This window comes from Streptomyces sp. CNZ287 (assembly GCF_007827615.1).
Genome location: NZ_VISV01000002.1, coordinates 468,192 through 489,580 on the forward strand (window position 1 = coordinate 468,192; position 21,389 = coordinate 489,580).

General features: G+C 74.6%; 20 protein-coding genes. 14 read left to right on the forward strand and 6 right to left on the reverse strand.

What is annotated here, in order from left to right:
* Positions 1 to 172: 172 nt before the first annotated feature.
* The 3 genes from FB457_RS06250 (at position 173) to FB457_RS06260 (ending at position 2,939) form a co-directional block, all read left to right on the forward strand.
* A complete protein-coding gene (locus FB457_RS06250; protein WP_047014499.1) occupies positions 173 to 1,129 on the forward strand; it encodes an NUDIX domain-containing protein in 957 nt (318 codons plus the stop codon).
* A gap of 205 nt (positions 1,130 to 1,334) precedes the next feature.
* Positions 1,335 to 1,988: a hypothetical protein gene (locus tag FB457_RS06255; RefSeq protein ID WP_047014498.1), complete on the forward strand. Its 654-nt coding sequence runs from the start codon at positions 1,335 to 1,337 to the stop codon at positions 1,986 to 1,988.
* 159 nt (positions 1,989 to 2,147) lie between these two features.
* On the forward strand, positions 2,148 to 2,939 hold the full coding sequence (locus FB457_RS06260) for a class F sortase (RefSeq protein WP_145781115.1): 792 nt from the start codon (positions 2,148 to 2,150) through the stop codon (positions 2,937 to 2,939).
* A 21-nt stretch (positions 2,940 to 2,960) separates the two neighbouring features.
* Here FB457_RS06260 and FB457_RS06265 read toward each other — a convergent pair whose 3' ends face one another.
* Complete coding sequence (locus tag FB457_RS06265; protein WP_145781117.1) at positions 2,961 to 4,331, reverse strand: M20/M25/M40 family metallo-hydrolase; 1,371 nt, start codon at positions 4,329 to 4,331, stop codon at positions 2,961 to 2,963.
* Positions 4,332 to 4,489: 158 nt separating this feature from the next.
* On the opposite strand from FB457_RS06265, the gene FB457_RS06270 reads away from it, so the two are divergent.
* From FB457_RS06270 to FB457_RS06285, 3 genes are all read left to right on the forward strand, one after another.
* A complete protein-coding gene (locus FB457_RS06270; RefSeq protein ID WP_186461933.1) occupies positions 4,490 to 5,863 on the forward strand; it encodes a geranylgeranyl reductase family protein in 1,374 nt (457 codons plus the stop codon).
* Between the two features lie 380 nt (positions 5,864 to 6,243).
* Complete coding sequence (locus tag FB457_RS06280; RefSeq protein ID WP_047014495.1) at positions 6,244 to 7,590, forward strand: sensor histidine kinase; 1,347 nt, start codon at positions 6,244 to 6,246, stop codon at positions 7,588 to 7,590.
* The gene (locus FB457_RS06285; RefSeq protein WP_047014494.1) at positions 7,587 to 8,252 is read left to right on the forward strand and encodes a response regulator transcription factor; all 666 of its coding nucleotides are present in this window, start codon (positions 7,587 to 7,589) and stop codon (positions 8,250 to 8,252) included. Before FB457_RS06280 ends, FB457_RS06285 begins: the two co-directional genes overlap by 4 nt.
* Positions 8,253 to 8,309: 57 nt before the next feature.
* Here the strand turns inward: FB457_RS06285 and FB457_RS06290 are convergent, their stop codons facing one another.
* A complete protein-coding gene (locus FB457_RS06290; protein ID WP_047019718.1) occupies positions 8,310 to 10,535 on the reverse strand; it encodes a terpene synthase family protein in 2,226 nt (741 codons plus the stop codon).
* 201 nt (positions 10,536 to 10,736) lie between these two features.
* The gene (locus FB457_RS06295; RefSeq protein WP_078898123.1) at positions 10,737 to 11,417 is read right to left on the reverse strand and encodes a response regulator; all 681 of its coding nucleotides are present in this window, start codon (positions 11,415 to 11,417) and stop codon (positions 10,737 to 10,739) included.
* A 181-nt stretch (positions 11,418 to 11,598) separates the two neighbouring features.
* Between FB457_RS06295 and FB457_RS06300 the strand changes: the two genes are divergently transcribed.
* From FB457_RS06300 to FB457_RS06310, 3 genes are read left to right on the forward strand one after another with little or no spacing between them, the layout of a single operon-like run.
* Complete coding sequence (locus FB457_RS06300; protein WP_047014493.1) at positions 11,599 to 12,594, forward strand: Bug family tripartite tricarboxylate transporter substrate binding protein; 996 nt, start codon at positions 11,599 to 11,601, stop codon at positions 12,592 to 12,594.
* Positions 12,591 to 13,205, forward strand: a complete 615-nt coding sequence (locus FB457_RS06305; protein ID WP_047014492.1) for a tripartite tricarboxylate transporter TctB family protein — start codon at positions 12,591 to 12,593, stop codon at positions 13,203 to 13,205. Before FB457_RS06300 ends, FB457_RS06305 begins: the two co-directional genes overlap by 4 nt.
* Before the next feature lies 1 nt (position 13,206).
* On the forward strand, positions 13,207 to 14,721 hold the full coding sequence (locus tag FB457_RS06310; RefSeq protein ID WP_145781119.1) for a tripartite tricarboxylate transporter permease: 1,515 nt from the start codon (positions 13,207 to 13,209) through the stop codon (positions 14,719 to 14,721).
* Here FB457_RS06310 and FB457_RS06315 read toward each other — a convergent pair.
* Positions 14,675 to 14,920 (reverse strand): DUF6332 family protein, encoded by a 246-nt coding sequence (locus FB457_RS06315; RefSeq protein WP_486588936.1) that lies wholly within the window; start codon positions 14,918 to 14,920, stop codon positions 14,675 to 14,677. The genes FB457_RS06310 and FB457_RS06315 overlap by 47 nt on opposite strands.
* Before the next feature lie 88 nt (positions 14,921 to 15,008).
* Between FB457_RS06315 and FB457_RS06320 the strand changes: the two genes are divergently transcribed.
* Positions 15,009 to 15,404 (forward strand): MarR family winged helix-turn-helix transcriptional regulator, encoded by a 396-nt coding sequence (locus FB457_RS06320; protein WP_047014490.1) that lies wholly within the window; start codon positions 15,009 to 15,011, stop codon positions 15,402 to 15,404.
* Between the two features lie 39 nt (positions 15,405 to 15,443).
* On the opposite strand, the gene FB457_RS06325 is transcribed toward FB457_RS06320, so the two are convergent.
* Positions 15,444 to 16,748, reverse strand: coding sequence for an MFS transporter (locus FB457_RS06325; RefSeq protein ID WP_486588937.1), 1,305 nt, complete (start codon positions 16,746 to 16,748; stop codon positions 15,444 to 15,446).
* A gap of 17 nt (positions 16,749 to 16,765) precedes the next feature.
* Here FB457_RS06325 and FB457_RS06330 point away from each other — a divergent pair, with 17 nt between their 5' ends.
* The 4 genes from FB457_RS06330 to FB457_RS06345 all read left to right on the forward strand — a co-directional run bounded on the left by FB457_RS06330 (position 16,766) and on the right by FB457_RS06345 (position 20,863).
* The gene (locus tag FB457_RS06330) at positions 16,766 to 17,992 is read left to right on the forward strand and encodes an ROK family protein (protein ID WP_145781122.1); all 1,227 of its coding nucleotides are present in this window, start codon (positions 16,766 to 16,768) and stop codon (positions 17,990 to 17,992) included.
* A gap of 104 nt (positions 17,993 to 18,096) precedes the next feature.
* Positions 18,097 to 18,639, forward strand: a complete 543-nt coding sequence (locus tag FB457_RS06335) for a dihydrofolate reductase family protein (protein ID WP_047014487.1) — start codon at positions 18,097 to 18,099, stop codon at positions 18,637 to 18,639.
* A 311-nt stretch (positions 18,640 to 18,950) separates the two neighbouring features.
* Entirely contained in the window at positions 18,951 to 20,285 is a 1,335-nt protein-coding gene (locus tag FB457_RS06340) for an NsdA family TPR-like regulatory protein (RefSeq protein WP_047014486.1), read from the forward strand.
* 44 nt (positions 20,286 to 20,329) lie between these two features.
* Positions 20,330 to 20,863, forward strand: coding sequence for an NUDIX hydrolase (locus FB457_RS06345; protein ID WP_078898122.1), 534 nt, complete (start codon positions 20,330 to 20,332; stop codon positions 20,861 to 20,863).
* A 103-nt stretch (positions 20,864 to 20,966) separates the two neighbouring features.
* Here FB457_RS06345 and FB457_RS06350 read toward each other — a convergent pair whose 3' ends face one another.
* Positions 20,967 to 21,224, reverse strand: coding sequence for a hypothetical protein (locus FB457_RS06350; protein ID WP_047014484.1), 258 nt, complete (start codon positions 21,222 to 21,224; stop codon positions 20,967 to 20,969).
* Positions 21,225 to 21,389 lie beyond the last annotated feature (165 nt).

Here is a 21,389-nt window from a genome sequence, read left to right on the forward strand (position 1 = left end):
GCCCGGCGTGAGCGCGTACGGGCCGGGCGGCCGCCCGGCTTCGTCCGCGACCCGGCGTCATTGCGCCGGGTTACGGCGGTGTGACGTAGACCTGCGGCCAAACTCTTCGCACGGAGTTTCCCCGGGAGCGGGTAGCGGGCAACTCTCTGGGGGCGGCTGAGAGGGGGAACATGTGATCGTCTGGCTGAACGGTGCATGGGATACGGGTCTGCGCCGCGTCGCGCACGAGCTGGTGGAGCTGACGCCGGGGAGCATCCTCTACGACCCGGAGCTGACGGGCGGACAGCTGCGCGCGCTGCTGCCGCAGAAGCGCCTGGACGAGGTCGGCGACGAGCAGGAGCTGCCGGCGTGGCGCCGGCTGGTGGTCGAGACGGCGGCGGCGCTGCTGGCGGAGGCGGACGGTCCGCTCGTGGTGCCGGCGGCGCTGTGGCGCGAGGAGCACCGCGACGAGATCTTCGGCAGGCTGGCCTCGCGCGGCTTCGAAGTGCGCCATTTGCTCGTCTCGTTTGACGAAACGATCCTGCACGCCGGGCCCTTCCCGCACTGGCTCACCGGCGACGCCCACATCGTCCACGCCGCAGGTCAGAGCGCACGCGAGGCCGCCGAGGAGATCGCCTCCTGCCTCCGCGCGGGGGCAGGATACTGCGACATCGTGCAGAACTCCGAGCCCACCGGCGAGACGCTCGCCGCCGGCGTGCTGCTCTTCGACGAGGACGACCGGGTGCTCCTCGTCGACCCCACGTACAAGCCGGGCTGGGAGTTCCCGGGCGGCGTCGTCGAGGCCGGCGAGGCGCCGGCGCGCGGCGGCGTCCGGGAGGTGGCGGAGGAGCTGGGGCTGCGCCTGCGGCGGGCGCCGCGGCTGCTGGTGGTGGACTGGGAGCCGCCACGGCCGCCCGAGTACGGCGGGCTGCGGCTGCTCTACGACGGCGGGCGGCTGGGCCCTGCGGAGGCGGCCGGCGTGCTGCTGCCGGGTCCCGAGCTGCGCGCCTGGCGGTTCGTCACGGAGGACGAGGCGGGCGGGCTGCTGCCGTCGGTGCGCTTCAGCCGGCTGCGCTGGGCGCTGCGGGCCCGGCGGCGGGGGGCGGCCGTCTACCTGGAGGGCGGGGCGCCGGTCGCGGACGGGGCGTGATCCGAGGGGGGACGCGAGGGCGCCGCGAGGGCGCGAGGTGCGCGAGGGGCTTGGCGGGACGGCGGGGTGGCCGCGGCAACCCTATTGGCCCTGCTCTTGCCCCGTTCGGCAGTTTTTGAGTGCGTGTCACCCGCTCCGGCTGCATAGCGTCTCTGCTAGCGGCGGCCCACGTCGTCGCGTCCCCCACTTCAGGAGCGAACGACCGATGCGGATCATATCCACGGCGCTGGCAGCCGCGGCCGTCGGTGCCGTCGCCGCCGGCCTCACGGCCACGGTGGCGACGGCGCAGGGCAACGACGGCAACATCACCTCCTTCGGCTTCACGGTCACCCCCAAGACCGTCAAGCCGGGCGGCAGGGTCGAGCTGACCGTGACCGACTGCGACAAGGAAGCCACGGCCTCGTCGGCGGTCTTCGACAAGACGGCCCTCGGCACGGGCGGCGGCACCCAGAGCGCCCAGGCGATGGTCGACCTCGACGCCAAGCCGGGCGCCTCGTTCGAGGTGACGTTCACCTGCGGCGCCGAGTCCGGCACCGCGCCGCTGACCATCGCGGGCGCCGGTGGCGGCAAGTCGGAGACGGGCTCCACGTCCAGGCCGCGCGAGGAGCAGGGCAAGGAGGCGACCCGGACGGCGCTGCCGGCGCGGCCCGGCAAGGAGGGCGCGGAGCCCGCCGAGCCGGGCAAGGAAGCGGTCCGCCCCGCAGAGCCGGTGAAGCCGGTGAAGCCGGCCCGCGGCGGCCTCGGCGGCTCGCAGGAGGACCACGTCGTGATGCTCTCCGGTGGCGCCGGGCTGACCGCCGCGGGTGCGTTCGGCGGGGCTCTGCTGCTACGGCGCCGGGAGACGCCCGGCCGCGACTGACCCCGCGGCGCAGGCACCGGTCCGCATCGCGCGTGCCGCCCCGCGGCCCCAGGGCCGCGGGGCGCACCACGCGGGCCGTACCCGACGTCCCGTACCACTCCCGCACAGCTCTCCGCGCACCCTCCCGCGTGGCTCTCCCGGGCAGAAACGGTCCGCACCATGCACGAGCAACGCACCATCGACCCCTACGCCGCGATGCCCTACGGCATGACCCCGCACGGCACGCTGCCCCACGACACGGCCGGGTACGGCGCCGCGCCGAACGGCACCGCACCCGGCGGCCCGCCCGCGGACCCCGGCGGCGACGGCGGAGGCGGCGGGACCGTGGCCGGCGCGCTGCGCAGAAGGTTCGCCGCGGGCGTCGTCATCTGCGTGATGCTCCTGGGCATCGGGATGATCCACACCGCGCTCACCGGCGGCTTCGGTCCGCCGCAGCCCTCCGCGGAGAGCGCCCTGGCGGACGACGGCCCGCCCGCGCACCCGCCGCTGGCCGCCTCGCAGCCGGCCACGATCCGGATCCCCGCCATCGGCGTCGACGCGCCGCTCACCGGCGTCGGCCTCGACTCCGACGGCTGGCTCGCCGCGCCGCCTCCCGGCGTACCCAACCTCGCCGGCTGGTACCGGGACGCGGCCACCCCCGGCGCGACCGGCACCGCCGTCGTCACCGGGCACGTCGACGACGCGGCCGGGCCCGCCGTCTTCTACCGCCTCGGCGGCCTGAAGCGCGGCGACGTCGTCAAGGTCGACCGGGAGGACGGCCGCACGGCGGAGTTCACCGTCTACGCCGTCGAGGTCTTCGACGCCGCCGACTTCCCCAGCCGGCGCGTCTACGGCGACACCGACCGGGCCGAGCTGCGCGTACTCACCTGCGGCGGCCGCTACCGCGAGGGGAACGACCCCGGCTACGAGGGCAACGTCGTCGTCTTCGCCCGGCTCACGGACGTCGCCTGACGGCCCCGCGGGGCCGCGGACTCAGTCCGCGCGCCCGACCGCGTACCGGTGCAGGAACAGCGCCTCCGCGAACGACAGCCGCTCCAACTCCTCCGGCGACACGCTCTCGTTCACCGCGTGGATCTGCGCCTCCGGCTCGGAGAGCCCGATCAGCAGGATCTCCGCCCGCGGGTACAGCTCGGCCAGGGTGTTGCACAGCGGGATCGTGCCGCCCTGCCCGGCGACCTGCATCTCCTCGCCCGGGTACGCCGCACGCAGCGCCTCGGCCATCGCGCGGTACGCGGGGCTGGTGACGTCGGCGCGGAACGGCTCGCCCGAGCCGTACGACTCGGTGGTCACCTTGACGCCCCAGGGCGCGTGCGCCTCGAAGTGCGCCGTCAGGCGCTCCGTCGCCTCCGCAGAGCCGTGGCCCGGCGGCAGCCGCAGGCTCACCAGCGCCGCGGCGGTGGCCTGCACCGACGGCGTGGCCCCGGCCACCGAGGGGACGTCCATCCCGATGACCGTCACCGCGGGGCTCGCCCAGATGCGGTCCGCGACGCTGCCCGTGCCGATCAGCTCCACGCCGTCCAGCACCTTCGCGTCACGGCGGAAGGTGTCCTCCGGGTACGCCAGGCCGTCCCACCGGGAGCCGGGTGCCAGGCCGTCGACCGTGGTCGAGCCGTCGGGGCCGCGCAGCGAGTCGAGGATCCGGATGAGCGCGGCGAGGGCGTCGGGGGCGGCGCCGCCGAACTGGCCCGAGTGCAGGTTCCCCGCCAGCGCGTCCACCTGCACGCGGAGCATCGTCATGCCGCGCAGCGTGGCCGTGACCGTGGGCAGCCCGACGCGGAAGTTGCCGACGTCGCCGATGACGATCGTGTCGGCGGCCAGCAACTCCGGGTGCTGCTCGGCGTACTGCTGCAGACCGCCGGTGCCCTGCTCCTCCGAGCCCTCGACGATGATCTTGACCGAGACCGGCACGCCGCCGTTCTCGCGCAGCGCGCGGAGCGCGGTCAGATGCATGAGGACGCCGCCCTTGCAGTCCGCGGCGCCGCGCCCGTACCACCGGCCGTCGCGCTCCGTCAGCTCGAAGGGCGGGCTGAGCCACGCTGATTCGTCGAGCGGCGGCTGTACGTCGTAGTGGGCGTAGAGCAGCACCGTGGGGGCGCCGGCCGGCCCCGGGAGGTACCCGTACACCGAACGGGTGCCGTCCGGGGTGTCGAGCAGCCGCACGTCCGTGAAGCCCTCGGCGGTGAGCGCGTCGGTGATCCAGCGGGCGGCGGCGTCGGACTCGGTCGCCGGGAAGCGCTCCGGATCGATGAGCGCGACCGAGCGGAAGGAGACCAGCTCGGCCAGTTCGGTACGGGCGCGCGGCAGCAGTCCGGCGACGGTGCCGGCGAGCCGATCGGTGTCCATGGGAACGCTCCTCGGGCGAACTGCGTTGTGTCCTGCGGTGTCGGGTCCCGGAATCGGGGCGAGCGGTGACGATCATCGCACAGCGGTGCGTCGTTCTAGGATGCGGCAGGTGGGCGCCCCCGGGTGGGGGAGGCCGGAAACAGGAGCAGAGAGCCAACGTGACCAGCGAGAACGAGGCGGGCAACGAAGCGGGCGAGGCGGCAGAGGGCCGCTCGCCGGGCGACGCACGGGACGCGGCCGGGGAGGCGGCGCCGGACGAAGGGCCCGCGAAGACGCCGCCGGTGGCGCCCGGGTCGGAGACCGGTGCCGGGGCCGGCGGGGCGGCCGGCGGCGAGCCGGAGGTCTGGGACGTCGTGGTGATCGGCGCAGGTCCCGCCGGTGCCTCCGCGGCGTACGCCGCCGCCGGACAGGGCCGCAGCGTCCTCCTCCTGGAACGCTCGGAACTGCCCCGCTACAAGACATGCGGCGGCGGCATCATCGGGCTGTCCCGCGAGGCGCTCCCCGACGGGGTCGAACTGCCGCTGCGCGACCGCGTCAACGCCGTGACGTTCACCATGCGCGGCCGGCTCGGCCGCACGCGCCGCTCCCGCCGCACGCTGTTCGGGCTCGTCAACCGCGCCGAGCTGGACGCCCGGCTCGCCGAGGCCGCGCAGGGCGCGGGGGCGCGGCTGCGTACCGGCGTGACCGTCGCGCGGGTCGAGCAGCACGGGCCCGATGTGCCGGACCGGCGCACGGTGGCCGTGCACCTGTCGGGCGGCGAGAAGGTGCTGGCCCGCGCCGTGGTCGGCGCGGACGGCAGCGCGGGGCGGACCAGCAGCCACGTCGGGGTGGAGCTGGAGCAGGTGGACCTGGGTCTGGAGGCGGAGATCCCGGTGCCGCCGGAGGTCGCCGACGACTGGCGCGGCCGGGTGCTCATCGACTGGGGCCCGCTGCCCGGGAGTTACGGCTGGGTCTTCCCCAAGGGGGACACGCTGACGGTCGGCGTGATCTCCGCCCGCGGCGACGGCGCCGCGACGAAGCGCTATCTGGAGGAGTTCACCGCCCGGCTCGGTCTTGCGGGCTTCGAGCCGAGCCTGTCGTCCGGGCACCTCACGCGCTGCCGCGCGCACAACTCGCCGCTGTCCCGCGGCCGGGTCGTCGTCTGCGGCGACGCCGCGGGACTGCTGGAGCCGTGGACCCGGGAGGGCATCTCGTACGCACTGCGCTCCGGCCGGCTCGCGGGGGAGTGGGCGGTGCGGATCGCCGAGGCGCAGGACGCGGTGGACGCGCGGCGCCAGGCGCTCAACTACGCGTTCGCCGTGAAGGCGGGCCTGGGCGTGGAGATGGCGGTCGGGCGGCGGATGCTGGCGGCCTTCGAGCGGCACCCCGGGGTGTTCCACGCGGCGCTGACCGGATTCCGGCCGGCCTGGCACATGTTCACGAAGGTCACGCAGGGGTCGACGACGCTCGGCGAGATCGTCCGCACCCACCCGGTGGCCCACCGGGCGCTGTGGCTGCTGGACCGGAAGAGCGCGGTCAACGGGTCTCGGTGAGGCGGAAGAGTGGCCGGGGGCGGCGAGCAGCTCCTCGTCGGAGGACTTCGCCGTCGCGCCCTTGACGTACTGGTTGACCTCCCAGCCCCAGCGCTTGAGGTGACTGCGCAGCACGGGCGCGGCGGCCGCGGGCGGGAGCTCCTCGACGGTGAAGGTGCGCACCTTGCGGCCGACGCGCCTGAGCATCCCCGCCGGGTAGCCGCCCCCTCCGCTGGACCGCCCCGGGGACCGCCCCGGGACCGCCACGCCCAGGCACCCCCGGCCCCGGCCCTCGCAACCACCGGCCCCGCCCTCGCTGAGCAGGTACTCCACCGGGAGTACGCCGGGTGTCCGCGTACGGCTGACGCCCGCAGGCGCCGGTGCCGGTTAGCGTTTCAGCCATGCGACGCGGAGGACCCCCGTGGTGGGGGCGGGAAGACGAGGCCGGCGGCCGGCGATGGCCGGGGCCCCCGTCCGGCGGCCCCTCTGCCCCAGGCGGCCCGCGTACCGCCCCCGACGACAATGACGGCCGCCCGCTTCCCGGCATGCTCCGCTGGCTGCCCAGCCGCGACCGCCTCCCCTGGCGCTCCACCCTCTTCCTGACGTTCTTCATGGTCGTCGGCACCCGCGGCGCCGCCCAGGCCACCGACCGCGTCGACCCCTTCCCCGGTGCCATCGGCTTCCTCCTCGCCGCCGCCGTGCTCCTCCTGCTGCGCCACCGCTACCCGCGCACCGCCGCCTTCGGCACCGTCGCCGTCTGCCTCGGCTATCTGGCCACGGGCTTCCCGTACGGGCCGATCTTCCTCAGCGCCGCCGTCGCCTGCTTCGCCGCCATCTCCGTGGGGGAGCGGCACGCCGTCTGGGGGGCGCTCGGGCTGCTCTTCGCCGGCCACATCGCGTACACCTCCGTCCTCTACCGCTGGCTGCCGCCGAGCGACGACGGCGGCGGCCACTGGGGCCAGGTGCTGTTCGTCATCGCCTGGGTGCTGGCGGTGGTCGCCGGCGGCGAGTTGATGCGTACGCGCCGCGAGCAGTGGGCCGCCGCCAGGGCCGAGCGCGAGGAGGCCAAGCGCCGCCGCGCCGACGAGGAGCGGCTGCGCATCGCCCGCGAGCTGCACGACGTGCTGGCGCACAGCATCTCCGTCATCAACATCCAGGCGGGCGTGGGCCTCGCGCTCCTCGACCAGCAGCCCGAGAAGGCCCGCGAGGCACTGACCACCATCAAGTCCGCCAGCAAGGAAGCCCTCGGCGAGGTGCGGCAGGTGCTCGACGCGCTGCGCACCCCCGGCGGCGCCCCGCGCTCGCCCGCCCCCGGCCTCGACCGGCTCGGCGAGCTGAAGGAGCAGGCCGCCGCGGCCGGCCTCACCGTGGACATCGCCGTCGAGGGCACGCGGGCCGCGCTGCCGCCGGGCACGGAGCTGGCCGCGTTCCGCATCGTCCAGGAGGCGCTGACCAACGTCGTCCGCCACTCCGGCTCGCGCACCGCCCGCGTCCTGGTCCGCCACGCGCCCGGCGAGCTGGAGCTGCAGATCGACGACGCAGGACCCGCCACCGCGAGCGGCCTCACCGGCGGCGGCAACGGCCTGGTCGGCATGCGCGAGCGCGCCTCCGCGCTCGGCGGCACCGTCGAGGCCGCCACCCGCGCCGACGGCGGCTTCCGGGTGCGGGCCCGCATCCCGCTCCCGGCGGATACCGTGAACGCCGGCCGCGAGACCCCTCGTCGCCACACCCCAGAGGAGCGCCAGTGATCCGCGTGATGCTCGCCGACGACCAGGTGCTCGTACGGGCCGGCTTCCGCGCCCTCCTCGACGCCCAGCGGGACGTGGAGGTGTGCGGCGAGGCGGCGGACGGCGAGGAGGCCGTGGCGCTCGTCCGCGAACAGCGCCCGGACGTCGTCCTCATGGACATCCGCATGCCGGTTCTCGACGGGCTGGAGGCCACCCGCCGGATCACCGGCGACCCGGATCTGGCGGGCGTCAAGGTCGTCATGCTCACCACCTTCGAGCTGGACGAGTACGTCTTCGAGGCGATCCGCTCCGGCGCCTCCGGCTTCCTGGTCAAGGACACCGAGCCGGAGGAACTGGTGCGCGCGGTACGGGCCGTGGTCGAGGGCGACGCACTGCTCTCCCCGGGCGTCACCCGCCGGCTGATCTCCGAGTTCGCCGCGCGCTCCAAGGAGCCCGCGGCGGCCGCGGCGCTCGACGAGCTGACCGAGCGGGAGCGGGAGGTCATGGCGCTGGTGGGCATGGGCCTGTCGAACGAGGAGATCGCCCGCCGGCTGGTGGTCAGCCCTCTGACGGCCAAGACGCACGTGAGCCGGACCATGGTCAAGCTCGGCGTACGGGACCGGGCACAACTGGTGGTGCAGGCGTATGAGTCGGGGCTGGTCCGCCCCGGCTGGCTCGGCTGACCCGGGCCGGCCCTCCGGCCCGTACCCGGCCAGGCCCCGCCCGCTCCGCCAGGGCCCTCACGCCCCCGCCCACGCCCCCGGCCGCGCCGCCGCCGTGCCCAGCCCCGCCGGCGCCCCGCCCGGCAGCCCGGGACCGCACGCGTCCTCCGCCAGCTCCGCGGCCCCGTACCGCCGCACGTGCAGGTGCCAGTTGAGGATGCCGGCCATCCAGTTCTGCAGGTCGCGTACGTAGCCCGCCACCGCCGCGCGCACCTCCTCGGACGCCTCCAGGTCCGCGTACAGCACCGGCAGCCCGGCCGCGACCACGTGCTCGAACTCCCGCATCCGCCCCGCCACGAGGTCGTGCACGATCCGCACCGCGGCCGGGTAGCCGACGCCGAAGAAGTTCTCGACGACCAGCACCCCGTTGTGGAGGTCGCCCTCGTACTCGATCTCCTTCTGGTACGAGAACAGGTCGTTGAGCAGGCACGCGTAGTCCACGGCGGAGTTCTCCAGCGCTCGCACCGGCCCGCTCTCGTAGACCTCGGCAGGCACGGCGGTCCCGCGGCGCAGCCGGCAGAGGTACATCGTCATGGCGGAGCCGAACGTCGCCCGGCGCATCTCGATGTAGTCCACGGGGTCCGGGATGCGGTTCTGCGCACGGTTGGACAGCTCCCACAGCCAGGCGTCGAGCATGACGTCCACCGTCGCGCGGAAGCGTGCGCGCTCCTCGGGCGGCATGGGCCCGGCCGTCCGCCGCCACAGGTCGGCAAGCCCGCGTTCCAGCGCGTTCGCCGGGGGCGCCACCGGCGCCCCGTCGGCCAGCGGCATGCACAGCTTCAGCCGGTCGTTCGAGGCCCGCGCGCCGGCCAGGTCGCCGGTGCGGCCGAAGACGGCCGGGTAGTAGTCGTCCCCGTAGGTGCCCCAGGCCAGCCACCGCGAGGAAAGGTCCAGCTCCTCCCCGTCGGCGTCCGGGTGCAGCCCGGCGGCGCAGAGCGGGAGGTCGTAGCCGCGCAGGCGCGGGCCGTCCCAGACGTGCGAGCCCGGCACCCCGGGCTGGGGCTGGAGGAAGCCCATGCGGCGGGCCCAGCCGGCCGTCCGGATCCGGGCCGCGTCGAGGTGCGGCGAGAGGCGCAGGCCGTACGGCATCGGCAGCTCCGGCACCAGCGACGGGCCGACCCGCCGGTACGGCACGTGCGTGTACGGGCGCAGCCGCGTCGCCCCGGTCGCGGTGAAGAGCCCGCGCACGTCCGCTCCCGGGCCCGCAGGCGCGTACGGCAGGGCGGGCGGTCCTGCGGCGGCCGCCCCCTCGTTCATGTACCGGCTGGAGCGCAGGTGCCACTCGTGCCCGCCCGACTGCCAGTCCTGGAGCCCCTTCGCGTACGCCACCACCCGCGCGCACTCGTCCGGCGTCAGCTCCTCCTCGGCGAAGAGCAGGGGCAGTTCGGTGAGCGCGGTGTGCTCGAACTGCTGCACCCGGGACGTCAGCAGGTCGTTGACGTGCTCGGCGGCCTCCTGCGTATCGCAGCCGAGGAACGTCTCCATCACGAGCACGCCGTTGCTCAGCTCACCCTCCTCCTCGACCTCGCGCTGGTACGAGAAGAGATCGTTGCGCAGGTGCACGGCGTCGGAGAAGGTGTCCCGCAGCACGAGCAGCGGCCGGGACGCGGCCACCCGGTCGGGCACCTCCGCCGGTGCCGCGTACTCCACCAGCCCCGCGGACCACGGTGCCCCGCCGACCTTGCGGCGCATCTCGACGTACTCGACGGGGTTGGCCACCCGCCCCTCGTCGATGTTGGCCAGCTCCCACAGCGACTCGTCGAGCAGGTTGACCGTGCTCCGCGCGAACCGCCGCCGCCAGTCCGCCGACATCGCGGGCACGGTCCGCGCCCACAGGTCAGCGAGCCCCGCCTCCACCGGGTTGCGCGGCTCCGGCATGTCCGCGCCGTGAGGCTCCAGCGGCATGAACGCGGGCAGCCGGTCGAGGTACGCCTTGGCGCCGGCCCGGTCGCGGTCGCGCTTGAACGCCTCCACGAAATGGTCGTCGAAGAAGAACACCCACACGTACCAGTCGGTGACCAGCGACAGCACGTCCGCCGAGCACTCGGGGTGGGTGTACGCGCAGAGCAGCGCGTAGTCGTGCGCGTCGAGGTCGGCGGTATCCCAGATGCCCGAGCCCTCCAGCATCCCCATCCCGCGCGCCCACGCCCGCGAGTGCCCCCGCGCCTGCTCGACGTGCGGGTTGAGCCGCGCGGGCCACGGCAGATAGAAGGTCGGCAGTTCGAACGGCTGCTCAGGCGGCATCCGCCCCTCCCCGGGTTCGTTCGCGTCCAGCGCCGGGGGCAGCACTACCCCCGGCGCCGCCCCGGCACCCGGGAAGCACCCGAAGGGGTGACGCACGGAGCACGCTTGCGGGTCGGGCACGGTTCGTATACGGCGCTCCCCGCGGCCGTACGGGCCGGGCGTGCGCGCCTTCGCGCCGGCGCGCGGCCGTCTGCGTACGCTTCAGCCGGCCCAGCGGTAGCGGTGCTCGGGCCGCCCCGTGCCGCCGTACTTCAGCGTCAGCTCGGCCCGCCCGGAGTCGGCGAAGTGCTCCAGGTAACGCCGGGCGGCCACCCGGGAGATGGCCGCCGCCTCCGCGCACTCGCTGGCCGAGAGCCCGTCGGGGTGCTCGCGCAGCACCCGCTCCACCAGCCCGGCGGTGCGCACGTTGAGCCCCTTGGGCAGCGCGCCGGAGACCGTGGGACGTGCGCTGAAGAGCCGGTCGACGTGGGCCTGCTGGACCCCGCCGGTGTCGTCGAGCGCGTCGAGCCGCGCCCGGGTGGCGGCGAAGTGGCGCAACTGCTCCTGGAGCGCGGCCTGGCTGAACGGCTTGATCACGTAGTGAAGCGCGCCGCCGTGCAGCGCGCCGCGGATGGTTTCGGCGTCCCGGGACGCGGTGATCATCAGTACGTCGGTGTCCGCGTGCTCACCCGCGCGCAGCCGCCGCAGCACCCCGATGCCGTCCATGTCCGGCAGATAGACGTCGAGCAGCACCAGGTCGGGGCGGAGCCGCGCCACGGCGCGCAGCGCCTCCGCGCCGCTGTGCGCGACGCCGGCCACCTCGAAGCCCTCGGTCGCCGCGACGTAGCGGCTGTGCAGCTTGGCCACCATGAAGTCGTCGTCGACCACCAGTACCCGGATCACGGCGGTCAGGCTAGCGCTCGGGGGCGGTCCGCGCCGGGACCAGAACGACCAGAAGTTTCCTTGCGTTCACAAGCGCGACACCGGGGGAGCGCGGCGGGAGCATGTGGCGACATCCGGACCCCAGTGATCATCCACGGCTCCGCGGAGCCGGCTCCTCGACGAAGAGGCGGTGACCCGAACCGTGCGTCTGCCGACCACTCTACGCACCCCGTTCGCGCTCGCGGCGGCAGCGCTGCTGGTGCTCCTCGGCCCGCCGCTCATCACGGAGGGGGACGGCGCGGCGAGCGGCAGCCGGATCCCCGGCCTGGAGCTGATGGTGCCCAACACCCCCGGCGGCGGCTACGACATCACCGCCAGGACCATCGCCAGGAACATCGAGGAGGCCGGCCTCGGCAGCAACGTCGAGGTCTTCAACCTCCCCGGCGCCGGCGGCACCGTCGGCCTGTCCCGGCTGGTGAACGAGCACGGCAACGGCAAGCTCGCGATGTCCATGGGGCTCGGGGTGAGCGGCGCGGTGCGTACGAACTCCACCGGCCACACGCTCGCGGACACCACCCCCATCGCGCGGGTGACCGAGGAGCCCGACATCGTCGTGGTCCCCGCGGACTCCCCGTACACGACGTTCGAGGACCTGCTGGCCGACTGGAAAGCCTCCCCGGGCAAGACTCCGGTCGGCGGCGGCTCGTCCCCCGGCGGCCCGGACCACCTGGCACCGATGCTGATGGCCCGGGCCGCCGGGATCGTGCCCAAGGAGGTCAACTACGTCCCGTACGACGGCGGCGGCGAGCTGCTCGCGTCGATCCTCGGCGGCAAGGTCGCCTTCGGCGTCTCCGGCGTCGGCGAGTACCTCGACCAGATCGACGCGGGCGACCTGCGGGTGCTCGCGGTCACCAGCGGTGAGCGGCACCCGGGTCTGGACGCGCCGACGCTGCGCGAGACGGGCATCGACGTGGCGTTCACCAACTGGCGCGGCTTCGTCGCCCCGCCGGGGCTGTCCGGCACCGAACGCAAGAACCTCATCCACCTCTTCGAGAAGCTGCACGACACCGGCGAGTGGCGGCAGTCGCTGAAGACGAACGGCTGGACCGACGCCTTCCTCACCGGCGAGAAGTTCGGCGACTACCTCGACGCGCAGGACCGGCGCGTGGTCTCGGTGCTGAAGGAGCTGGGCCTGTGACGAACGAGCCGAAGACGAACGGGCCGGGGGCGGACGGGACCCGTGCTCCCGCGGCACCACCGGTCGGCAAGGACGCCCCGGACGGCACGCCCGCCCCCGGCGGCCCGCTCGCCCTGCAGCTCGCCCTGCTGCGCGGCAAGTCCGAACTCGGCGTCTGTGTCCTGCTGCTGGCCCTCGGCGTGCTGGTGCTCATCGACGCGCTGACCATGGACACCGACTACGCCCAGCGCGGCCCGGTCGGCCCCGAGGCCGTCCCCACGGTCATCGGCATCGCCCTCCTCGTCGTCGCCGCCCTCCTCGCGGTCGACGTGCTGCGCGGCGGCAAGGGCGAGGCCGAGGGCGGCGAGGACATCGACCTGGACGCGCCCTCCGAGTGGCGCACCGTGCTGCTGCTCGCCGGGGTCTTCCTCGCCTCCGCCTTCCTCATCGGCGAGGTCGGCTTCCCCATCGCCGGCGCGCTGCTGTTCTGGGGCGCGGCCTACGCGCTGGGCAGCCGTGCGTTCACCACCGACCCGCTCGTGGCCGCCGTGCTGTCGGTGATCACGTACACCGTCTTCAACAACCTGCTGGGCGTCCCGCTGCCCGGCGGGCCCCTCATGGAGGTGCTGTGAGATGGACTCCTTCACCTCTCTCATCGACGGCTTCGGCACCGCGCTGACGCCAGCCCACCTCCTCTGGGCCGCCGTCGGCGTCCTCCTCGGCACCGCGATCGGCGTCCTGCCCGGCATCGGCCCGGCGATGGCCGTCGCGCTGCTGCTCCCCGTGACGTACGGTCTCGAGCCCACCGCCGCGCTCATCATGTTCGCCGGCATCTACTACGGCGGCATGTTCGGCGGCTCCACCACCTCGATCCTGCTCAACACACCGGGGGAGAGCGCCGCGGTGGTCGCCGCCATCGAGGGCCATCCGATGGCCACGTCGGGCCGCGGCCCGCAGGCCCTGGCCGCCGCGGCGATCGGGCACTTCGCGGGCGGCATGATCGGCACGATCCTGCTGGTCGCGCTCGCCCCGGTGATCGCCGATCTGGCCGTCGACATCGGCGCGCCGGACTACTTCGCCCTCATGGTCCTCGCGTTCATCGCGGTCACCTCCGTGCTGGGCCGCTCCCGCATCCGCGGCTTCGCCTCGCTGCTCATCGGGCTCACCATCGGCCTGGTCGGACTCGACCAGATGACCGGCCAGGAGCGGCTGACGTTCGGCTCGCTGCAACTCGCCGACGGCATCGACGTCATCATCGTCGCGGTCGGCCTCTTCGCGGTCGGCGAGGCGCTGTGGGTGGCCGCCCGGCTGCGCTCGGGCAACCAGGGCCCGATACCCGTCGGCCGGCCGTGGCTGGCCCGCTCCGACGTGCGGCGCACCTGGCGCCCGTGGCTGCGCGGGCCGGCGATCGGGTTCCCGTTCGGGGCGATCCCGGCGGGCGGCGCGGAGATACCCACCTTCCTGTCGTACGTGACGGAGAAGAAGCTGTCGAAGCACACGGACGAGTTCGGCAAGGGCGCCATCGAGGGCGTCGCGGGGCCGGAGTCGGCGGCGTCCGCCTCCGCGGCCGGAACGCTGGTGTCGATGCTCACGCTGGGCCTGCCGACGACGGCGACCGCCGCCGTGATGCTGGCCGCGTTCCAGCAGTACGGCATCCAGCCGGGCCCGCTGCTCTTCGACCGCGAACCCGACCTCGTGTGGGGCCTGATCGCGTCGCTGTTCGTCGGGATGTTCCTGCTGCTGCTCATCAACCTGCCGCTGGCGCCGGTCTGGGCCAAGCTGCTGCGCATCCCGCGGCCCTATCTCTACGCGGGCATCCTCTTCTTCGCGGCGGTCGGCGCCTACGCCGTCAGCGGCGAGGCGGCGGACCTGGTCATCCTGCTGGTGATCGGCCTGATCGGGCTCGGCATGCGGCGCTACGGGCTGCCGGTGCTGCCGGCGATCATCGGCGTCATCCTCGGCCCGGCCGCCGAGCAGCAGATGCGCCGGGCGCTCCAGCTCAGCGACGGCAGCCTGAGCGGCCTCGTCAACACCCCGTTCGCGGTCACGCTCTACGCCGTCATCGCGCTGATCCTGCTCTGGCCCCTGGTCGGGCGGCTGCTCAGCAAGGACGCAGGACGAGCGCGACGCGGATCACGAACACCGTAGCCCCGGCCGCCTTCGCGGCCGTCAGTACCCCCACCCTTGCGTCGCCGCGCACCGCGTCGAAGAACAGCGCGGGCGCGGCGACCGCGAGGAACACCGCACCCGCCAGCAGCGCCGCCGTGACGGCCGCGTACACGATCTCGACGGTCAGTGCGTCCCGTTGGCTCTGCGTCCTCGGTCCGCGCATTTCCAGCCCCCTCATGCCCCGAACTCTATCCCCGAAGCGCCGTGTTCAATCCGTTGCACACCGGCCGTCACATCCCGCTCACGGGCTGGTACGGTGCCATGCCATGGCAACGGGGAGCGCCGAAGGCGCGGTCGTTTCTCAATGGCGGGAGATCCGCGCGGTGCACGCGCGTGCGGTGGGCGAATTGGACCGTGAGCTGCATCGATACGGCATCGGGGCCAGCGACTTCGAGGTGCTGGACGTGCTCCTCGGCATGGCGAACTCGGGTGACAGGGCGAGCCTGCGGGTGCAGGAGCTGGCGGACCGGGTGCACCTGAGCCAGAGCGCGCTGTCCCGCCTCGTCGGCAGGCTGGAGAAGCACGGTCTGGTGACCCGCGGCATGTGCCCCGAGGACCGCAGAGGCGTGCAGGTGTGCGTCACCGACGCGGGCCGCACGCTGCACGCCGAGGCCCTGCCCGTGCAGCGGGCGGTGCTCGCCCGCACCGTCGGCATCAGATGACCGGCAGGACCGGCAGGACCGGCTCCCGGGCCCGGCTCCTCACGTCCCGCGCGGGCGCCCGCCGTTCTGCACGGCCTGCATCGCGTACGCGATGAGCGCCGCCGCCCCGGCGAGCAGCGCCACCGTGCTCAGCGCCGCGCGCAGCGAGAACCAGTCGGCGAGGAAGCCGATCGCCGGCGGTCCGAGCAGCATGCCGCCGTACCCGAGCGTGGACGCGGCGGCGACGCCGTTCGGGCCCGCCAGTTCGCCGGCGCGGCCGATGGCTATGGGAAATATGTTGGCCAGGCCGAGCCCGGTGAGGGCGAAGCCGGCCAGTGCGCCCCAGACGTACGGGGAGAAGGAGCCGAGCAGCATGCCCACGCAGGCGGTGGCGCCGCCGGTGACCAGGGCGCGGTTCTGGCCGAGCCGCAGCAGCAGCGCGGTGCCGGAGAGCCGCCCGGCGGTCATGGCGAGGGCGAAGACGGAATAGCCGGCGGCTGCCATCCCCGGCCCCGCGTCCAGGGACTCCTTCAGGTGCAGCGCGCTCCAGTCGGCCATGGCGCCCTCGCCGTACGCGGTGCACAGCGCGACGAGCCCGAGCACGGCGACGAGCAGCCGGGTGCGCCCGGCGGGCCGCTCCGCCGCGGCCGGCCCGCGGCCCGCTGCGGCGTCGGATCCGGACGTGTCAGGGACATCCGCGCGGTCCGCGTCCTCCGGCGCGGGCGGCCGCTTCGGGGCCGGGAGGGCGAGGAGCGCGGGCCCGGCGAAAGCGGTGACGGCGAGCCCGAGCAGCGCGAGGAGCAGCAGGTGCCGGGTAGGGGAGAGGTGCCCCGCGACGAGCGCGCCGAGCCCGGCGCCGAGCATCCCGCCGAGGCTGAACGCCGCGTGGAAGCTGGGCATCACGGGTCGCCGCAGGGCGGCCACCAGGTCGACGGCCGCGCTGTTCATGGCGACGCTGATGGAGCCGAACGCGGCGCCGAAGACCACCAGGACGAGGCCGAGCGCGAGTGCGGAGCGGGTCAGCGGCGGCAGCACCACGCCGGCCGACAGCAGCGCGGCCGTGCCCACGGTGACCGCGTGCGCGCCGTAGCGGCGGATGAGCCCGCCGGTGAGCACCATGGTCGCCACCCCGCCCGCGGACACGCCGAGCAGCGCGAGCCCCAGCGCGCTGGGCGAGGCGCCGGTCTGGTCCTTGATGTCCGGGATCCGGACGACCCAGCCGGCGAAGACGAAGCCGTCGAGGGCGAAGAAGACGGTCAGGACGGTACGGAGACGGGCGAGCTGGGCTCCGGCGGGGCCGCGGGGCACGGCGGTGCCGCGCAGTGACCGGGGGAGCGCCGCCCGTATTTTGTTTAGCGTCGGCACAAAGACAGAATAGAAGTGTGACGCCGACTCGTACAAGGCCCGCGCGACCCGAGAGAGGCCGGAGCGCGCTGGGGCCCGCGCTGGAGCTCGTCCACACCGGCCGGGCGCCCACCCGCGCCGTGCTCACCGCGGAACTGGGCGTGACCCGCGCCACCGCGGGCGCCGTCGCGGCGGAGCTGGCGGCGCTGGGCCTGATCACCGTGGACTCCCGGCCCGCCGCCGCCGGACACCAGGGCCGGCCCTCGCACGGCCTGGCCGTCAACCCCGAGGGCCCCGTCGTGCTCGCCGCGCAGGTGCACGCGGACGGCTTCCGCGCCGCGCTCGTCGGGCTCGGCGGCCGCATCGTCGCCACCGCCCCCGGCTGCGGTACGGTCCCGGCCGACCCCGCGCACGTACTCGCCGCCGTCGTCGAGGAGGGCGCCAAGCTGCTGCGCGCCACCGGGCGGACCTGCGTGGGCGCCGGCCTCGCCGTGCCGTCCGCGGTCGCGGAACCGGACGGCGAAGCGCTCAACCCGCTGCACCTCGCCTGGCCCGCGGGCGCGCCCGTACGCCGCATCTTCCACGACTGCCTGACCGCCTCCGGCATCGAGTTCGCCGCCGCCCCGCGGGCGTTCACCGGCAACGACGTCAACCTCGCCGCCCTGGCGGAACACCGCCACGGCGCGGGGCGCGGCTCCGCGCACCTGCTGTGCGTCGCCACCGGCCACCGCGGCGTCGGCGGTGCGCTCGTCCTCGACGGGCGGCTGCACACCGGCAGCGCCGGGCTGGCGCTGGAGGTCGGCCACCTGACCGTCAACCCCGACGAGGGCCTGCCGTGCCACTGCGGCAGCCGCGGCTGCCTGGACGTCGAGACCGACCCGCTGGCACTCCTGACGGCCGCCGGCCGCGCGCCCGGCCCCGAGGTCTCGCTGCTCCAGCAGGCCCGCGAGCTGGTACGCGACGAGCACGCGGACCCGGCGGTCGCCGCCGCCGTCGACCTGGTCGTGGACCGCCTCGGCCTCGGCCTCGCGGGCCTCGTCAACATCCTCAACCCCGACCGCATCATCCTCGGCGGCCTGCACCAGGTGTTGCTGGCCGCCGCGCCCGAGCGGCTGCGCGCGCGGGTGGCGGACCGAAGCCTGTGGGGGCGCAGCGGCGGCGTCCCGGTGCTGGAGTGCACGCTCGACCACAACAGCCTGGTCGGGGCCGCCGAACTCGCCTGGCAGCCGGTGCTCGACGACCCCCTCGGCGTCCTGGCGGGGTGAGGACGGGCGGGGCCGCCCCGCCGCGTACCGATGACTTCCGGGCCGCCCGCCGGTCTCACGCTGCAGACTCGGCAGTCCGCAGACCACCGGAGGAAAGGCGCCCCATGGCGAAGCTGCTGTACTCGGCGACCATGTCGCTCGACGGATTCATCGCGGGACCGGGCGGCGACATGTCCTGGCTCGCCGGCCACCTCGGGGACAACCCCACGGTCGACGGGCTCGTCCCGCGGGTCGGCTCGATCCTCTCGGGCGCGCGCAGCTTCTTCGGCGACGACCCGCACCGCGGCACGGAGAACGAGGGGGAGGCGTTCGGCGGCGGCTGGGAGGGGCAGCAGTTCGTGCTCACCCACCACCCGCCGGCCGAGCCCGTCCCGGGCGTCACCTTCGGCGCGGACCTCGGCACCGCCGTCACCGCCGCCAAGGCCGCCGCGGGCGACGGCTACGTGAACGTCATCGGCGCCGACGTCGCCCGCCAGTGCATCGAGGCGGGGCTGCTGGACGAGGTGCTGGTCTTCACCGCGCCGGTGTTCCTCGGCGACGGCGTCCGGCTCTTCGACCGCCCCGGCGGCACCCGGGTCCTGCTGGAGCAGGTACAGGTGTCCGCCCTGCGGCACTGCACGGGGATCTGGCTGCGCGTCGTCGGCTGAGCGGCCGTACGGACCCCGCCGCCCCGGTCGCGGGCTGCCGCGGGCCGGACCGCCGTCCGGCCCCGGCGCCCGCGCCGGTGGGGGGTTGCCGCCCGCCCGGCCGGCCGGGTGCCGGGTCCGGCACGGCGGGCGGGGCGGCTACGGAACCGCCGCCAGGCTGCGGGGAAGCGAGCGGACCCGATGCCGCACAGTCAACTCGCCACCCGTGGCCACCGGGAGGGCGCACACGCCACGACTGCGGGCGCGCACTTCACACCCCGTGTGAAAGGCCCTCGGTTACGCTGGCGAACACCCTGCTCGCAGGAGGGCACATGGAGCCCAACACCCTGCTCGACGCGGCACTCGACGAAGCCGGGATCTCCCACGCCGGGCTTGCCGCGCACGTCAACCGGGCCGGCGCGGCCCGCGGTCTGCGGCTGCGCTACGAGCACACCGCCGTGGCCCGCTGGCTCAAGGGCCAGCGACCACGCGGCCAGGTGCCCGACCTCATCTGCGAAGTGCTGGCCGAACGGCTCGACCGCCCGGTCACGTTGGACGACATCGGCTTCGGCGCCGCCGGCGGCCCCTCGGCCGCCGCACCGCTCGCCCGCTTCGTCGAGCGCGCCACCGCCCTGTGGCGCTCCGACGAGCAGCAGCACCCGCACGTCGTCACCGCCCGCGCGCTCACCGGCACCCCCGCCGTCATCCCGGTGTGGGAGTGGGAGAACCCGCCCGAGGACGGCGACGTCTCCCGCAGCGGCCCCGTGCACGTCAGCGAGGCCGACGTCACCACCCTCCAGGCCGCCCGCGCCCACTACGAGCAGATGTACCGCAAGGCCGGCGGCATGGCGACCCGCGCCCGCGTCGTGCGCTTCCTCAACTCCGAGGCGGCGCCGCTGCTCCGCGGGTCGTACGGCGACGACGTCGGCCGCAGGCTGCACCGGGCCACCGGCGGCCTCGTCGCCGTCGCGGGCATCTGCGCGTACGACTCGGACGCCCTCGGCCTCTCCCAGCGCTACTTCCACCAGGCGCTGCGGCTGGCCAAGGCCAGCGGGGACCGCGGCTTCGGCGCGTACGTCATCGCCATGCTCGTCAACCAGTCACTGTTCCTCAGGGAGTACCGCCAGGCGGTCGCGTTCGCGGAGGCCGCGCTCCGGGCCGCCGACCAGGACGTCAGCCCGGCCCTGGCGGCCGATCTGTACGCGATGCAGGCCAAGGCGTACGCCTTCCTCGGCGACCGCTCGGGCACCCTGGCCTGCATCCGTCGCGCCGAGTCCGCCGCCGGGCGGATCAGCGCACGCCAGGAGCCGGCCGAGACGGACTACGTCCAGCCGGGTCTGGTCAACGTGCAGGTCGCCGAGGCGCTCTTACGCATCGGGGACCTGCGCGCCGCCCGCGAACAGGCGGCGACCGCCGTGCACCGGCCGGCCCACGACCGGGGCCGGGTGCACCGGCTGGCGATTCTGAGCCACGTCGAACTGCGTCAGGGGGATGCCGAGGAGGCGGCGCAGGCGGCGCTGGAAATGGCAAGAGCGGCCAGAGGGATGGAGTCGCAGCGGCTGCGGGACAGGTTGCGCGCGGTCCGTCGCCATCTGACCGAGACCGGCGGAGGGGGGACCGCCGAGGCGGCGGAGCTGATCGACGCAGCGTTGCGCGTTCCGCTCTGAGGCGGGGGCCGCCACCGCCACTGGACGGCGACAAGGGGGACTACGTGCGATGGAGGAATCTCAGGGAGCACACCGTGTACGAAAACCGCTGGTTCCGCGTCAACCTGGCCGACGTGGAACTCCCGGACGGGCGCCACCTTGATCACTACCTGATCCGCCTGCGACCCGTCGCCGTGGCGACCGCGGTCAACGAGGCGAACGAGGTGCTGCTGCTCTGGCGGCACCGTTTCATCACCGACGTCTACGGATGGGAGCTGGCCGCCGGGGTGGTGGAGGACGGGGAGGACCCCGAGACCGCCGCCGCCCGCGAGATGGAGGAGGAGACCGGCTGGCGGCCCGGCCCGCTCACGCACCTGATGACCGTCGAGCCGTCCAACGGCCTCACGGACGCCCGGCACCTCATCTACTACGCCACGGAGGCGGTGCAGATCGGCGACCCCGAGGACGACTTCGAGTCCGACAGACGCGAGTGGGTGCCCCTGAAGGGGGTGCCCGACATGGTCGGCCGCGGCGAGGTGCCCGCCGCGAACATGGCCGCGGCGCTGCTGATGCTCCATCACCTCCGCCTCGGCGCCTGATCCCCGCGCCCCGTTCGCGCGGGCCGGCGACCCGCGCGCACCGGTCCGCCGGTCCCGCCGACTGCGGGACCGGCGGGCGGTGCTCGCCGGCCGGGTCCGCCGTTCAGCGGCCCAGGGCCTGCCATAACGCCAGTGCCATCGCCCCCGCGCCGGTGAGCGCGGCGATCGACGGCAGTGGCCAGCGCGAGTGCTCCAGCGAGGTGACGCGTGCCGTCAGCTCGTCGATCTCACGCTCCATCTGCTGACTGCGCTGCGACAGCAGTGCGAGCCGTCCGTCGATGCGGGCCAGGCCCACGTCGAGGGAGCGCCGGATCTCGGCGAGCTCGGACACGACCGCACTCGTGTCGGTTTCGGTGGCCACGGTCTGCTCTCCTTCGTCCCGTCCGTGCCCCGTGTCCGCTTCCATGGAAGCGTGACGAGGGGGCGCGCGGCAGCGTGTGGAGGGTGCATATGCACGTGCCCCGGGTGCGCCCCGTGTGAATAAGTGACGCACGGTGACGGAAGCCGGCGTACGAACCGGCTCACG